The sequence below is a fragment of the Thalassotalea sediminis genome, assembly GCF_030295915.1.
Taxonomy (GTDB): domain Bacteria; phylum Pseudomonadota; class Gammaproteobacteria; order Enterobacterales; family Alteromonadaceae; genus Thalassotalea_C; species Thalassotalea_C sediminis.
Genome location: NZ_AP027361.1, coordinates 170,856 through 186,522, shown reverse-complemented (window position 1 = coordinate 186,522; position 15,667 = coordinate 170,856). Strand labels below are relative to the sequence as shown.

Annotated in this window: 13 protein-coding genes; 5 read left to right on the top strand and 8 right to left on the bottom strand. The window is 38.7% G+C overall.

Features of this window, described 5'->3' with window-relative positions; translation table 11 throughout:
• Positions 1 to 2 precede the first annotated feature (2 nt).
• Entirely contained in the window at positions 3 to 965 is a 963-nt protein-coding gene (locus QUE09_RS00830; RefSeq protein ID WP_286234328.1) for a purple acid phosphatase family protein, read from the bottom strand.
• Positions 966 to 1,029: 64 nt separating this feature from the next.
• On the bottom strand, positions 1,030 to 3,717 hold the full coding sequence (locus QUE09_RS00825) for a TonB-dependent receptor (protein WP_286234327.1): 2,688 nt from the start codon (positions 3,715 to 3,717) through the stop codon (positions 1,030 to 1,032).
• A 328-nt stretch (positions 3,718 to 4,045) separates the two neighbouring features.
• Here QUE09_RS00825 and QUE09_RS00820 point away from each other — a divergent pair, with 328 nt between their 5' ends.
• From QUE09_RS00820 to QUE09_RS00805, 4 genes are all read left to right on the top strand, one after another.
• Positions 4,046 to 4,963: a diguanylate cyclase domain-containing protein gene (locus tag QUE09_RS00820; protein ID WP_286234326.1), complete on the top strand. Its 918-nt coding sequence runs from the start codon at positions 4,046 to 4,048 to the stop codon at positions 4,961 to 4,963.
• A complete protein-coding gene (locus tag QUE09_RS00815; protein WP_286234325.1) occupies positions 4,960 to 6,000 on the top strand; it encodes a helix-turn-helix domain-containing protein in 1,041 nt (346 codons plus the stop codon). Before QUE09_RS00820 ends, QUE09_RS00815 begins: the two co-directional genes overlap by 4 nt.
• A gap of 114 nt (positions 6,001 to 6,114) precedes the next feature.
• Positions 6,115 to 6,786: a single-stranded DNA-binding protein gene (locus tag QUE09_RS00810; RefSeq protein WP_350226385.1), complete on the top strand. Its 672-nt coding sequence runs from the start codon at positions 6,115 to 6,117 to the stop codon at positions 6,784 to 6,786.
• Positions 6,787 to 6,810: 24 nt separating this feature from the next.
• Positions 6,811 to 8,820, top strand: coding sequence for a PQQ-dependent sugar dehydrogenase family protein (locus tag QUE09_RS00805; protein ID WP_286234323.1), 2,010 nt, complete (start codon positions 6,811 to 6,813; stop codon positions 8,818 to 8,820).
• 41 nt (positions 8,821 to 8,861) lie between these two features.
• Here QUE09_RS00805 and QUE09_RS00800 read toward each other — a convergent pair whose 3' ends face one another.
• From QUE09_RS00800 to ccoG, 3 genes are read right to left on the bottom strand one after another with little or no spacing between them, the layout of a single operon-like run.
• On the bottom strand, positions 8,862 to 9,494 hold the full coding sequence (locus QUE09_RS00800; protein WP_286234322.1) for a thiol:disulfide interchange protein DsbA/DsbL: 633 nt from the start codon (positions 9,492 to 9,494) through the stop codon (positions 8,862 to 8,864).
• 14 nt (positions 9,495 to 9,508) lie between these two features.
• Entirely contained in the window at positions 9,509 to 10,483 is a 975-nt protein-coding gene (locus QUE09_RS00795) for a serine/threonine protein kinase (RefSeq protein ID WP_286234321.1), read from the bottom strand.
• Entirely contained in the window at positions 10,483 to 11,916 is a 1,434-nt protein-coding gene (gene ccoG, locus QUE09_RS00790; RefSeq protein ID WP_286234320.1) for a cytochrome c oxidase accessory protein CcoG, read from the bottom strand. Before ccoG ends, QUE09_RS00795 begins: the two co-directional genes overlap by 1 nt.
• A gap of 131 nt (positions 11,917 to 12,047) precedes the next feature.
• Between ccoG and QUE09_RS00785 the strand changes: the two genes are divergently transcribed.
• The gene (locus QUE09_RS00785) at positions 12,048 to 12,404 is read left to right on the top strand and encodes a hypothetical protein (protein WP_286234319.1); all 357 of its coding nucleotides are present in this window, start codon (positions 12,048 to 12,050) and stop codon (positions 12,402 to 12,404) included.
• Here the strand turns inward: QUE09_RS00785 and QUE09_RS00780 are convergent.
• The 3 genes from QUE09_RS00780 to QUE09_RS00770 all read right to left on the bottom strand — a co-directional run bounded on the left by QUE09_RS00780 (position 12,401) and on the right by QUE09_RS00770 (position 15,665).
• A complete protein-coding gene (locus QUE09_RS00780; protein ID WP_286234318.1) occupies positions 12,401 to 13,762 on the bottom strand; it encodes a formimidoylglutamate deiminase in 1,362 nt (453 codons plus the stop codon). The genes QUE09_RS00785 and QUE09_RS00780 overlap by 4 nt on opposite strands.
• Before the next feature lies 1 nt (position 13,763).
• Positions 13,764 to 14,552: an N-formylglutamate deformylase gene (gene hutG, locus QUE09_RS00775; RefSeq protein WP_286234317.1), complete on the bottom strand. Its 789-nt coding sequence runs from the start codon at positions 14,550 to 14,552 to the stop codon at positions 13,764 to 13,766.
• Positions 14,553 to 14,696: 144 nt separating this feature from the next.
• Positions 14,697 to 15,665, bottom strand: a complete 969-nt coding sequence (locus QUE09_RS00770) for a putative metalloprotease CJM1_0395 family protein (RefSeq protein WP_286234316.1) — start codon at positions 15,663 to 15,665, stop codon at positions 14,697 to 14,699.
• Positions 15,666 to 15,667: the final 2 nt, after the last annotated feature.

The window sequence follows — 15,667 nt, the reverse complement described above, 5'->3', positions numbered from 1 at the left end:
GTTTACTGTTCCTTGTTGCGTTGATAGCTATAAATGATATTGCCTTGATGATCTATAAACTGCACCAAGAGTGTTTTCTCATTAACTACAACGGCAGCGAAACCGCCAGTTGCTTTTGCGAACTTAGTAAATGAGCGTTGTTTTACGGGTCTTATTTCTGAACCACCGCCAGAAACAAAGTGATCAACCGTTGATTGCTTAGGTTTGTTGTGTTGCATATCGTGTTCATGGCCTGCGAAATAAGCGTCAACTTGATACTTTTCCAAAATAGGCTCCAATACGCGTTGAATTTCGCCCGTTTTACCAAAGCGCTTTCCGCTAGAATACAAAGGGTGATGACCAATCACGATTTTCCAATCGGCAGTTGTTGTAGCTAACTGTTTTTTTATCCAATCAAGCTGTTTCTTTGCATCCTGTTGTTGCGTCTCTGCATATTTAGCTTCACTTTTATAAGCAGGATTTAAAGGACTGGTATCAATAAATAAGTAGAGTATTTCTGTACCATCTTCAAGCGTGCTGTTCTTAGCATAATATTGCGATGGCATTTGCCAACGTCGACTAACCTGAGAATACGCTATTTGTGCTTGCCAATTACCACGATAATCATGGTTTCCTAATGTTGGATACCAATCAACAAACAAATGAGGGCCTTGATATATATTTTCAAATGAACTTTGCCAGTAAGGATCCTGTATTGACGCAACCCCATTGTCATAGAAATTATCACCGGTAGTGGCAATAAAATCTGGATCAAGTTGGTATGCTGCTATATCCATCCACTTTGCTACATCTCGCTGATAAAAGTGTCCATTTCGTCCCCAGTCTCCCAAGACAAAAAAATGTTGGCCACTTTCAAACGTAGTTAATTGCTGAATATAGTTTTGCTGATAATGCTCAGCACCATATACATCCGCATATGAATTTATTGCAACTAACAATAAACAACTAAAAATAAAATTTTTCATTACTTCACTCTATTTTTTAAGGGGGCGTGCCCCCTGTATTTAATCTATTTGTTCTGATAAACCACTACATTTGCCAGCGAAAACCAAGTTCAAACGTGCGACCGTACTCTTCATATTGTGCGTTTTTATTGCGCTTATCAAAGTAGTTATAGAAAGGTTCATCCGTAAGGTTAACCACATTAAAATAAAGTGTTATTTGCTCGTTGACGTAGTATTTTGATGTGAAATCAATTTGTTGATGATCGTCTTCCATTCGCAACATATCACCATCAATTTCTTCAAAATTCTCACTTTTGTGAGACATGGTTAAACGTAGATTTAATAAGTCTGTTTCATAACCCAAGGTGAAATTAAATATGTTATCAGATTGGTTAGGCAAACTTGTTTCAAAACGCTCGCCCTCTAAAAAAGTCGTAGCCTCAGAGTCTGAAAAGGTACCATTTGCTGCTATTAACAAACCATTATCGAAAGCTTTTACCCATGATAATTCCATACCTTTTAATGTCGCACTTTCACCATTTATAGGTTGAACAACTTCATCAAACCCTTGCCATGTTGGTGTGTCAGCAACATCTGCAAAAACAACGAAATTATCAATCTCTTTATAGAAGAAACCGGCAGACATAATACCGATGTGGCCCGGATAATATTCGAGTGTAAAGTCGACATTAGTCGATTCATAAGGTGCTAAATTCGGATTACCTACTTCGGCTTCACGCTCCGTAACAATCTCGCCGTCGTCTTCTTCAGTTTTACTTTCTATAACTTGAAATGCCGCTGCATCCTCAAATTTTGGACGTGAAATTGTTTCACTATATGCCGCTCTAGCGATTAACTTATCTGAAAATTCGTATCGTAAGTTAATGCTGGGTAATACATGTGAGTAATCTTTTTCAACTTGCCAATCCGTGTTTACTACTTTTTCAATATCTGAAACGTCATCTTCGATTAATTCTACCCGCATACCTTGCGTTTCAAAGTCAGTACTTTCATATCGTAAACCGGCGACAATACGTAACTTATCTATATTTATCCGAGTCATGATATAAGCGGCAAAAATATCTTCATGTGACGTATAAGAAGCTCCGTTCGATTCAAGTTCCGAATCTAACCCAGCGAGCGTTAAGGCTGAACGATTATTATCAAAGTACTCACGCAAGGTTTTGCGATTAAAGGCAGGACCGAATTGACCCAACCCCCAATCAGGAGTTTGGCCTTGAAAATTACTGCCCGTTAAATTGTCAAAATCGCCATCAAAAATGGCAATATTGGCATCAACAGATTTTTCACGCTGACGATATTTTACGCCTGTTTTGATCTCGCCAATGTATTGACCAAATGATATCTGACGACTGAGGTCAAACTTAACACTAACCTCAGTATCTTCAGCATAATTGTCTTCATAGGCAATTTCATCTAATTCATAACGAGACAAATCTGTAACAGCTTCGTCTTGATGGATCACAGGGATTTTAGTATTTAAGTCAGCTGAAATACTGCTATTTTCAGTAATAAAATCATAAAAAAGTGCGCTCGGCTCATCTTCATCTGATTGTGCATAGCCTAATTGGTAATCAATACTCCATAAATCAATAATATGTTCACCACCGGCCGCTACGCTAAAAATTGTTTGGGTTTCTTTTCTATCTTTTGAACCGGCTTCTACTTCTGAATCTTCACCATCGAATACAAACGTATTCGCTAAGCGAAATTCATCATCTGAAAACTTACTGTACATCGTGCGCAGAAAGTACGTATTATTAAAGTCTGGTCGATAGTCTATATTAACCGCACTGCCTAAACGTTCGCGCGCAATATCATAAAAACGTTGTTCGACTTCATCCTCACCATTAGACTCTATATTATCAGAGCCAAATTCACGGTTTTGCCAAGATACCGCTGCAGCTATACCGAGTGTATCGTTAAAGAGGTGCGTCAAACTCCCTGATACTTTTGGACTATTCTCATCTCTTAAACTATTTTGACTTAGCTGGGCACTAACGGTCGCAGTGTCACCATTACGATCAAACGCGCTGACACTTTTAACCTCTACCGTGCCACCAATAGCATCTCCATCCATATCTGCTGACACTGACTTTGAAACCGCCAACGTTTGAATTAATTCAGATGGAATAACGTCAAGCGCAACCGAACGAACGCCACCTTCAGGCGAAGGAACATTTAAGCCATTTATCGTCACATTGTTTAGGTTAGGATCGATACCTCGAATGCCTACAAAGCGTCCTTCACCTTGATCTCTTTCAATCGACAAACCAGGTAAGCGCTGTAAAGACTCAGCCGCATTTTGGTCGGGAAACTGCCCAATAGCATCCGCTGAGACAATTGAGCGTATACTATCTGCTACACGCTTTTGATTAATAGCACTTGCCTGGCCCGAACGTTGAGCACGCACATAGATTTCTTCCATACTGTTATCAGAAAGTACCAATGAGAGAGGTGTGTTATCACCCGCTTGCACATTAATTGTTTTTACAAGTGGCTCAGCACCTACATAAGATACTTTTAACGTATATTGACCTACCGGTAATTGCTTAAAGTTAAAGCTACCGCTTAAGTTTGTTTGCGTTTTTAATTTAAGCTCTACAATTTCGATACTCGCGCCAGCAAATACGCGATTTTTCGCTGAATCTGTAACCTTACCAACAATTGTTGATGATACTTGTTCAGCAAAAGCATTCGTTGATAACGCCGCTGCACACGCTAGCGCTAAAATAGAAAGTTTTGCTTTCATGTTATGTTCCCATTGATTGTAGTGTTATTAAGTTGCCGGACAATATAGGAAGAGAATATGACAGCTACGTGACGACATTTTTTAACTCGCCGATAAACAGAGGAAACGCCCCCTTTTGCAGCGGACAAAATAACGTAATGGAGCTAAGTTCACCCTTATTATAACTAGCTGAACTTAAAGGATTTTTATTTTTGTTTCATTGTAATGTCATCAAACTTTAATCATTGAAAGCAAATAACTGAGCTAAACTGACCTCCCAAACCTGAGTAGTTCATGTTAGTAGCGTATACACTCGCACATATATTTGACGATGAATAAAGTGAATTGAATGAATTTTACACTGATTTTCCGACATCGAGGGTTATTAGCATATTGTTTGATATGTTTAACTATTCCACTATGTTTAAGCCTATATTTCGGAGACGCTAAACAACAGTCCGACTATAAATGGACTGACATCATTGGTGAAGGTAGTGTTGCATTACTCACCATTTTTTGGCTGTTCACAGCACTTGCAAGTAGACCTCCAGGTAAAGTAACACGATTGCTTGTGCTCGGGCTTGCATGCTTTATGTTTTCAAGTTTATTAGATCTTCTTGATGAATTTTTTCGTTACCAAACCAGTGTAAATTGGCTTTCCGTTGTAGAGTCATTTCCTGCTGCCGTTGGCATGATTATCATGACAGCAGCCTTATATCACTGGCATTTAGAACAAATGGCACTAAACAAGCAGCTTCAACGACGAGAGCTAGCGTACCGCGCTGTTGATAAAATAGATATGATTACGCAGCTATATCGTGCCGATTACTGGCGTGAGCGAGTCAAAGAGCACCAAAGAAAACAACAAACCTCAGCCATAATTGCGCTTGATATTAACAATTTTACCCACCTAAACGCCAAATTTGGTAATCGTGAAGGTGACCGCTTATTACATGAAATTGCGCATTTAATTCTTATGAATTTACGTCCGATTGATTTAGCTTGTCGCTATGCGGGTGATCGATTCATTGTGTTACTACCTAATGCCGATCAAACCTTCGCACAAGAAATGGCCAGTCAAATTGAACACAGTATTAAACACGTTGCTTTTCGTTCGAACGAGCAAACAACAGCGTTTTTTCAAAGCGTTAGAACCGCCTTTACAATTTTAACACCGAGTGACGACCTAAAAGCTGAGCTCACAAAGATTAATATTCAACTCGATAACGAAAGCTCGTCATTATCACAGGCGTTTGATGCTGCATGAAAAGAACAACGTACTTAAGCTATCAAGACAAATGTTTTCCGTTACAGCATTTTGCTACGCCTATTATTGACGTGTGCTCTGCACGTTACGTAGATCAACAAAAGTTGCTGAGAGGCACTGGTATTTTTAAGTCAGATATAGTTGAAGGCCGCAATGCAAGCGCAAAGCAACTACTTCAACTGTTACAACAAGCAAAAGACTTAACACCCGGTTATGATTGTGCGTTTCAAATTGGTCACCAGCTCGCCACTAACCAGCAAAATAGCGTTATGCAAGCCATTCAATATAGCCGTAATATCGAAGAATTTTTCCGCCTAATTTTAGTTTTCAAACATATCTTTTCACCCTTTATCGGTGCGACATTTATTAAAGAAGAAAACTGGGGATACTTTTTACTTGAACAAAAATTTGGCAAAACCAAGCTTACTCCTTTTATTACTGAGATTTTTTCAACTGCGCTCGTTAGCTTATGTCATCAGCTCCTTGGGCGAAAAATATGCTTTCATTTTGGATTTGATTGGCAGCAACCTCGGTATATACAAGAATATGAAGAAAATCTTGGATTCCAAATCAAATTTTCGCAGCCATGCGCTTTCTTTGCTCTCGAACTGGCAAATCTAGGCTATCAAAACCAGCATCGTAATGATCTAAGAAAGTGGCATGCTATTCATAAAGCAAAAAAGGAATACTCGTCGACGCCTACCTTACTGGAGTTGATCCGTCAGCAGCTTAAAATGTCGCCAGAGATGACCATGGCTGATTTAGCGCAACAATTAGCGACAAGTCCAGCAACGATAAAACGCAAACTCAGAGAGCACGGCGTTAGTTATACTCAATTACATCAAGAAGTACGCAAACACTTAGCAATTGAATGCTTATTAGTGCGAGGTTTAAACAGTGAACAAAGTGCCTCAATATTGGCCATTTCTGATCCAACAAACTTTCGACGGGCAATAAAAAAATGGACCGGTTATACCCCCTCAAAACTCAAACAAGCATATTCCATTACACCAACAGGTGAAGCACCGCTCACCTAGGTAAAACATGATACTTAACCCATTATAAACGACACTTAGCTTCCTTCATTAATCGCGTATAAGCCAGAATAAACTTGTTATAATACAAGGCTTCTTATAAATTAATCTGAGTAAATGCAATTACTATGGATATTAATGAAACACGCACACCCGCATAATCACCTATGCTCTCTTACCCTTTTAGGTAATTTAGTGGCTAAACCTGACATTCGCTACTTGGCTAACCCTGTTGTTGCCGTTGCTGAATTTACTGTCGCTACTCATCATAAATGGTTTGATAAAAACACAAACGCTAAAAAAGAATGGACGCACTTTCACACCGTTAAAATGATTGGTGATGTGGTAGAAAAAACATTGAATTTTGCCGATAAAGGAGATGTTGTCCTAATTCAAGGCCATCTCGTTGACAGTATAAAAACCCGCCAACAAATCATTCATGCCACTTACGCTCATACTTACGCAAAAGGTTTTGTACCGTCGATAAATCAAATCAAGCTTTCAGGTGTAATCTGCAGTGCAATCAAACTGGTTGAAACCGCGAATCATAAAAAATTAGCTGAATGCACTATTCGTAGCCACTTAAGTGCATTTTCTCCTAATCATCAAACGGTCAGACATTTAACAATAGAACGTACCATTCATGTTTGGGGAAAACAGGCTGAATATTTGGTAGAAAGTGCAACTGTTGACGATGAAATAATTATTGACGGTAATTTAAGCTATATCAATAATAAAGATAAAACACAGTTAATAGACGTTCAACAACTCGTGTTACCAAAAACGTAAATAATAAGCGGACAATTGCCTAGCATGAAAGAACTTTTAAAAATATCAAAACACTTGTTTCTCTGCATTGGTTTATTATGTCCATCATTTACAAACGCAAATTCACTGGAATTTACTAGTCAATCACTGCCTCTTGATCCAACATTAGATAATTTGTCGAGAGTATTATTCATACCACAGCACCCAGAATACTTATTAGCATACAATGATAACGGTAATATCAGCCTAATAAATAGCGCTTTACAAACAAGCTCCCTGCTGATTTCAACTGACGATATTTCCAACCGTTTAATACGCTTTACTGCGCTCACCCTGCATCCGAATTTTGCGGCTATAAAAAAGCATGGCAGCCTTATCTTTTACAGCGCTCATCTAGAATCAAGCGCTTCAGACGTTAAAAAAGTTAAGTTTCAACTAGATAAAAATAAAACACATCCCTTTGAAGCCGTCATTTATGAATGGCAGCTGGCAATGGAAGAAGACAAGCTAACGCTAGTAAAAGAAAAAAAACGCGAAGTACTTCGTATACCAGTACCTGATAGTGATACCTATATTAAATCACTCAGTTTTAATCCATATATTAAGTCTTGGCAAAAAGGGTTTGGCCACTTATTCATTATTACCGCCTCTAATAAGCATCATGCAAATCACGCCATATTCTCCGGTTCGCTGTTACGTATTAACCCACAGCAATTTGGCTTAAGACAATACACAGTACCTCATGACAACGTTCTTTTTAATCAAACAAACTTACCACATGAACTTGTAGCAACAGGATTAGGTAATATTGAACATTTTGCTTGGGTTAAAAACAATGAAAATCAGTATGTTTATGGTGAATATTTGAATACCAACATACAGATAAGAAAAGCGTCATTAGGCGACAACTTCATTGCCAAACAGCCTGAACCAGAAAATTTACTTAGCCTAGAGAAAATTGATAGTAATTTTATTTATGCTAGAAAATCAACATTAAATAATGACAATTACCCACTCGTTTTTTTACAAAAATCTGACCAGCACTGGTTGATTAAGGCCTCACCGTTATCTGCTAATGTTGGTAGCACCACACTTGCTTCAATTAGCTTTGAGCAACTAAGCATTGATGCGAAGCCTCAATTGCTGCTAAACAATGCCCAAAACTTAACAATCGTCGATTTAACGTCAAAAATAATATTGAAGGCGAATAACAGCACATTAACAACACCGACTACTTTTGTACCTGTGCAGAACTCAAATGGCGTCAATCTGTATTTACTTGTACTCGTTATTATTATTGGAGTGCTCGTGTTGGCTGTATTGTTTAGACAAGACGAAAAATACAAAGATGCTAAAAAGTTACTCCGCAGTCATTACGCTTCATTTAGTATTGATAAAAAACGCGCGTCGTTATTATTATTTAAACGCCATGAAAAAACAGCAAGTGACGTTGTTTCGATTGCCAAAATCGTCAAAAGCGACATTTTTCTTAATGATACACTCCTTAATACTGTCGACCCCACATCGGCTTTTTCTAACCAGCAAGAAGCGGCTCTAAACCAAGCATTTCAACAAGAAAAACGACATAAAATGATCGATAATAAAGTCAGGAAAATAACGCTGACGTTACATTTATCAGATAAATCAACTAAACAACTTTGTTTATATTTAAGGGAAGGCAATCAGCGTTTGACAAAAGCACGCTTTGAGCAGGTACAAGAACAACTTATAGATTGGTGTTGGCTGATCTCTCGTCAACTTTGTTCAACGACAGAAAAACGTATTATTAAGCCTAAAGTGCAGCCAGTGGTCACAAAAAGTACAAAAGTAACCACGAAAGTGACACCCTCAGCAGCAGAACAACAACTTCAATCGCCAACAGCAACGATTAAAAAGAAGCAAGAAAGCCAAGACAATACACTTAATAATAAAAGTGATGAAGAGTTGATCAGCTCACTTAATAAGTTAATGGAACTAAAGTCTCAGGGTATTTTAAGTGAAGAGGAGTTTACTAGTAGTAAATCTCGGATTATTGAACAGTTATATCAAAAATAGCTCCTCCGACAAGAATATTTGCCGGAGGAATCAACGAACCATTAGTCTAAAGCTAATAGATACTTGACCAAATTATTATATTCTTCTTCGAAGTTCTTTGGATCTAAATCATGTGCGTCAATGAGATATTTGCCATTAACTACCACACTTGGCACTTTATTCAATTCATTTTTTGATGCTAATAAGTCTTGATAAGATTTCATTTTCGCCGCTAAAGTCGCCACTTCATCACTGGCCATTAAACGATCGAACTCTTTTCCATCCGCACCATTTAATACAAAGACATTACGCATGTCTCGTGCCGACGTAGGCACCGCTTTATGCACATGAATGTAATTAAAAATAGAAGCGACTTGTTGGTCTTCCATGCCAAGTTTTTGCGCAGTAATTAATGCACGGGTCAACATTTGCTGCATTTTTTTCGAGGCTCCAGGTAAAAAATCAACATGATTTTTAACGAATGGAACACCTTCTGGTAAATGTTCTTTTATCGACTTCACCATAATTTCAAACTGATAACAGTGACCACAATAGAATGAAAAGAACTCTCTTACCTCTGGAGTCTCAACCTGCAATGGTGTTATTTTTTTATAGTGCTCACCTTCTTTAAACTCTGTCGCCTGTGCACTAAACATGGTAACTATCAGTACTAAAATGGCCGTTAATCTTTGCATTCTTTACTCCTTTATTATGGTAGCAATGAGATTGGCGCTTGCTGAAGCGCTGAATATTGCTCTTTTAACATCAAAATTTGTTCTTCCCAATATTTCTCGGTATTAAACCATGGAAAATTCATTGGAAATGCAGGATCTTGCCAACGTCGGCACAACCATGCAATATAATTTATCACCCGCATAGTACGCAAAGATTCGATAAGCGCAAGTTCTTTGCTATCAAATTCACAGAACTCTTCATAACCTGACAATAATGTATCAAGTTGCAAAACTTGTTGCTGACGGTCGCCCGAAAGCATCATCCAAAGATCTTGAATCGCTGGTCCCATGCGACAATCATCTAAATCGACAAAATGAGGCCCTTCGTCTCGCCAAAGAATATTACCTGCATGACAATCGCCATGTAAACGAATAAGATTTGTCGCTTGATATTGCTCAATACACAATGCCGCCACTTGCTCTAAAATAGTGAAAAATGGCGAATGTAGTGAGTCAGGAACATAACCGGAAGTTTTTATTGTTTCTATTGCTTCGATGACAAATTCATCAGTAGAAATTGTCGGTCGAGAGGTAAAGCAATGCTTTGCCGACACCGCATGAATTCGTCCGACAAATCGTCCCATCCATTCGAGTTGTTCTAAGTTATCAACTTCGAATATTCGTCCACCACGACAAGGGTATAAGGCGAAATGAAAACCTTGATGTTCAAATAATGATTTACCCCTTACTTTCAACGGTGCAACAATAGGCAACTCGTGCGCTTGCAACTCAAAGGCAAAGTCATGTTCTTCTTGAATTTGCTCAGGCCGCCAGCGTTGTGGACGATAAAATTTAGTGACAAATTTTACTTTTTCTTCATCCTGAAACTGATAAACCCTGTTTTCATAACTGTTTAACGGTAGGAGTCCACTGTCTACAATCAATCCTGTTGACTCGATACCATCGAGAATGAGATCCGGAGACAGCGAACTAAAATTAAATACTGACATTAGCGCTTATTGAAAAATCGAGATTCGTGCTCTAATGATACCTCATCTTCATCTGAAACTAACTCAATAACGAAAGTAATATCTGTCATATAGCCATCAATGTCATATGGGTCAGCTGAAATACTCATTGGCAGTGTATAAACACTTGCGGCTTTAACATCTACTTCTTGCGGCCCATGCCATTGAATATTGTCTATTCCTTTCACAGATAAACGATAGGTATTATCCGTTTGTGATTTATTTAAAATCTTCAACGTATAGACATTTTCAATCTCACCATTGAAGTTTTCTTTTGCTAACTCTGTTCTATCACGAATGATATCTAATGATACAGGCAAACGATGGGTGATCTCCCAAGCCAACAAACTTGTCATCACGAAAAGTACAATCGCATAGCCAATTAATTTAGAACGAATTAAGTGAACTTTCTTGCCTTCTAATTCATGTTCAGTCGTATAGCGAATAAGACCTTTATCGTACTTCATGCGCTCCATCACACCATCACAAGCGTCAACACAGGCACCACAGTTTATACATTCATATTGTAACCCGTTACGAATGTCTATGCCTGTAGGGCACACTTGCACACATAAATTACAATCAATACAATCACCAAGTCCAAGTTCCTTTGGATCTTGTTTTCGTGATCGAGGTCCTCTGCTTTCACCACGATTATAATCATATGAAACCGTTAACGTATCTTTATCAAACATCGCTGATTGGAAGCGAGCATAAGGACACATGTGTAAACACATAATTTCTCGCATCCAGCCTGCATTTCCGTAAGTACAAAAAGCAAAAAATAGAACAATAGCCACTGTCACCAACGAGCTATTGAAGGTAAAAAAATCTAAAAACACTTGCTCTACAGGAGCGAAATAACCAACGAACGTGAGCGATGTAAGTAATGAAAAAAACAACCAACAACTGTGTTTTAATGCTTTGCGCCAAAATTTATTAAAATTCAGTTTTTGGCTATCAAGTTTTTTTCGTTGATTGGCACTGCCTTCAATTTTTTCTTCAAACCATATAAATATAAATGTCCAAACAGTCTGTGGACATAGGTAGCCACACCAAACTCGCCCTAAAAAGGTGGTAACAAAAAAGAGTAGAAATGCGCTGACGATAAATAGCCATGCAAGCAAGGTTAAATCTTGGGGCCACAATGTCAGCCCCCATAATGTAAACCTTTGATTAGCAATATCTAATAGAATTGCTTGATGGCCATTATATGTTAGCCATGGTAATAGTGCGAACAGCCCTAAAAAGAAAAAGTTCATTTTCTGTCTTAACTGCTGAAAAAAGCCCTGTACTTTGCGCACATAAATTTGATCACGAGGCTTATACTCTTGAACAGGACTGGGGCGTTCAACCTTTATATTTTTTACTGGAATGTCTAATCGCTTTTTAGCGTTATCTTGCTCTTTTTTCACAATAAGTCCTAATCTAAACGTCGAAAAGGGACAATATCGCGCTTTTTAATACTATCGATATAGTAAAAAGACGTATATTGTTGAGGATTAATTTATTATTCTATCAATAGGTTTCCATTATACGACATGCTATGAAGAATTTATTGATCTTAATCGTGGCAATTGCATTATTTTTGCATTTTTACCCACAACCAGAGCTTGAAGAATGGTATTTAGAACAAAAAGACTATTTGTTATCTACCTTTAATGATGCGACTGATACTAAAGTACGTTTAAACCCAAATAAAGTGTACCGTGATTTAGAAAGCAAATTGGAACGTTTTAACGAAAGTGAACACGAATACGTTAAGCAAATCACGAGTTCACGTAATTCGGTAAAAACGTTTTTTGCGGAGTATTGCACAGAAAAAAAACGTTCACCGAAATTACATCAAGAAAATCAAAAGGTAGTCTGTAACACGATTGCTAAATATCAGTCATTGTTTTAGGCAGTAACGGTATCAAGAAGCTGAGCAAATTGCTGCTCGGCTTGTGCTTGCTTGGGATGTTGTCCGTCACGAATAACCCAAGTACCGTTAACCATAACGTGCTCAATGCTTGGCTTTTGGCTTGCGAAAACTAAACTGTCCAAGAGGTGCATCCTACTTTTAGCAAATAAACGCATTTGCGAATCATCTAGTACTAATAAATCAGCTTGTTTGCCAATAGCCAACTCACCGGTATTACTGCTTGTACTTATCGCACCACCTTGTGCCGCTTTTTGCCATAAGTATTGGCCCACAGAGGGTACATCAGTTGATGCTAATAAAGCACGTTGCTGACGAATAAGTCGTTGCGCATACTCTAGCCAACGTAGCTCCTCAACAGGGTTCACCGAAATATGGCTATCTGAACCTATTGCGAATATTCCACCTTCGTTGACATATTCAGCCGTTGGAAAAATGCCATCACCAAGATTTGCTTCTGTAGTTGGGCAAATACCAGCGATTACGCCCTTTTCAACCATCAGTTTTCTTTCTTGCTCATCTATATGCGTGGCATGTATTAAGCACCAATGTTGATCCACATCGATATTATCAAACAACCATTGCACGGGCCTTTTGTTGTAATGAGCAATACAATCAGCTACTTCTTTCTGCTGTTCAGCAATATGAATATGGATCGGTGCGTCAGAAGCTAAACTTCTGACATGTTTAACTGCATAGTGCAATGACGCTTTGTCTACCGCTCTTAAAGAATGTGGAGCAATACCAACATTAGTATTTTCAATACCTTTACTTATATCAAAGCATTCCGATACCAATGCGTTAAATTGACTAACGTCATTTATAAAACGCTTTTGACCGTCGTTAGGCTGTTGTTGACTAAAACCACTATATTGATAAAGCACCGGTAACATCGTTAAGCCGATGCCGGTATTTTTAGCCGCACAAAAAATGGACCTAGCCATCGTCGCTAATGATTGGTATTTGTTACCCTGTTGGTTATGATGCAAATAATGAAATTCTGCTACTCGCGTATAACCCATTTTTAGCATTTCTATGTACAGCTGTGTGGCAATGATTTCTGCATCTTTATCAGTTAGTTTAGCAAGAAACTGATACATAACTTTACGCCAAGTCCAAAAGCTATCTTGACCCTCACTTCCCTGCTCACTAAATCCCGCAAAAGCTCTTTGAAAGGCATGAGAATGGCAATTAATCATACCTGGTATGATAATATTTAATGCTTCGGCATTGGGTAATTTACCATCGACAATGTCAACAATAGTGCCGTCATCAATCACTAATGTTTTATCCTCAACCCAGCCTGTATTAAGTAAGATGTTTTTACCATAAATATTCATTTTATTTCCCTCTACTTCGGGCAAACTCAATCAAGCAACAGACGAGTTGATTCAATTTAGGAATGACCTGCTGAGCTTTATTGTGGCAATATTCTAAGCTTTCTTCTTCCATATATGTGCGCTGTGACAGCTCAAGCTGTACAGCATGAATGTTATCTGAAGGACTACCGTAATGACGGGTAATATAGCCACCTTTAAAACGACCATTAGAAATGCTGCTATAGGGGGCAAAATTAAGTTTTTCAATCATAGCTAACAGCGCGGGATCACAACTTCTTCCTTCAGAAGTACCAAAATTAAAATCAGGTAGTTGTCCGTCAAAAAATCTCGGTACAACTGATTTAATGGAATGCGCTTCAAGAAGCACCGCACACCCGAATTTTGCTTTTATATCATTAAGTGTGGTCTCTAGTGCTTGATGATAAGGTAACCAATACTGCGTAATTCTGCGTGCAACCTCATTATGATCAGGCGCTTTGCCTTCAAGGTAAAGTGGTGTCATATCAAAGGCTGTTGTTGGGCAAAGCTCTGTTGAATTTGCACCAGGGTAAAGATCTACACCGTTAGGATCACGATTAAGGTCAATCACATAACGGCTATATTTCGGCATAATAATATATGCACCTAATGCTTTAGCAAAATGGTAAAGCCTATCCTTATACCAATCAGTATCTTGTGAAGATAAGCCTTTGTCTGTCATGTTTAAAGCGATTTCTTCAGCCACCTCACTACCGTTATGAGGCATACTAATTAGAAGAGGTACAGTACCTTGGTGCAATTGGTATGTCATTGACTTAATTATCCCGTTCAAATTGTATATACAACTTGATTTATATTACACGAGCGAAAGTCTATTCGCAATGTCATTGCTCATGTCTTCGCGTGCATGTGTGCAAGCCATAATTGATAAAAACAGTTTAAAGTAAATAGAATGCTAAGCAGTTAGTTCAAATTGAGAACGAGAGGGTTTTTCATATGCTTGATGTACATTACTGTACAAGCTTTCAATCACAACAGCAGCTTTTTCAATTTTCGCCGTGCGATTAGGTGCAATTTGTTCTTGTGCATCAAGTGTTTGTTGTATTTGCTGGTCGAAGTCATTTTCTGTCTGTTCACCGTCTTCATTATATGCAAATCGATCACTGGTATCGATTACAACGCGTGCATTCTCTCGCTTAGTTTGCTCTAAGGCTTCTTGCGAGTTTGCATACAATTCTGACTGCGCTTGCACAATTAACTGAGCAGCCTTATTTGCTACTCGACTATCTTGTACAGAAGGGTTAGCAGGTGCTAAAGCAGCGTTATATACTTTCTGCAATTTCGCTATCGTTGCTCTTGGATCACCTTTTATCGGTGACAAATCAACCGACACTTCACCTTCTACTGCATATTTTTTACCATCAGGGCCCACTTCAAAGCTATAGCTTGGTGCACCCGTATACGCGCCACCTGCAGTCGCATGAGCTTGTTCGTGCGAACGCACTTCTCTATCACGGTTTTGAAGTTTACGTATCTGTTGTTGGTCAACAAAATCTGGCTCAGTTATATCGCCGTTATCGCCATTGCGTGATTGGTTTTCATCTTCATTGGTATTTGAGGCCTGGCGTGAATCGTCGGCATTTTCTTGGTTTTCTGAACCTTCGCCGCTATTATCTTCTGTGATGGTAGCGTTTGCGATTTCGGCTCTTTTACGTAGCTGCTCAAAATCAATTTGTTCATTATTTTGGGCTGGTGTTCGAGCGCGTTCTCTTTCTGACGGCGCTCCTTTTTCTTTTGCTGACTGCTGCGCCGCAGCGGGTTGAGTTATAACCTCTCTTTGCACGTTTTCACGACGCAGAGCTTCCGTAGACGGATTGGTAACCGTCGGTACAGGAATAACTGTCGCTTGCGTCGTTATATTCATCA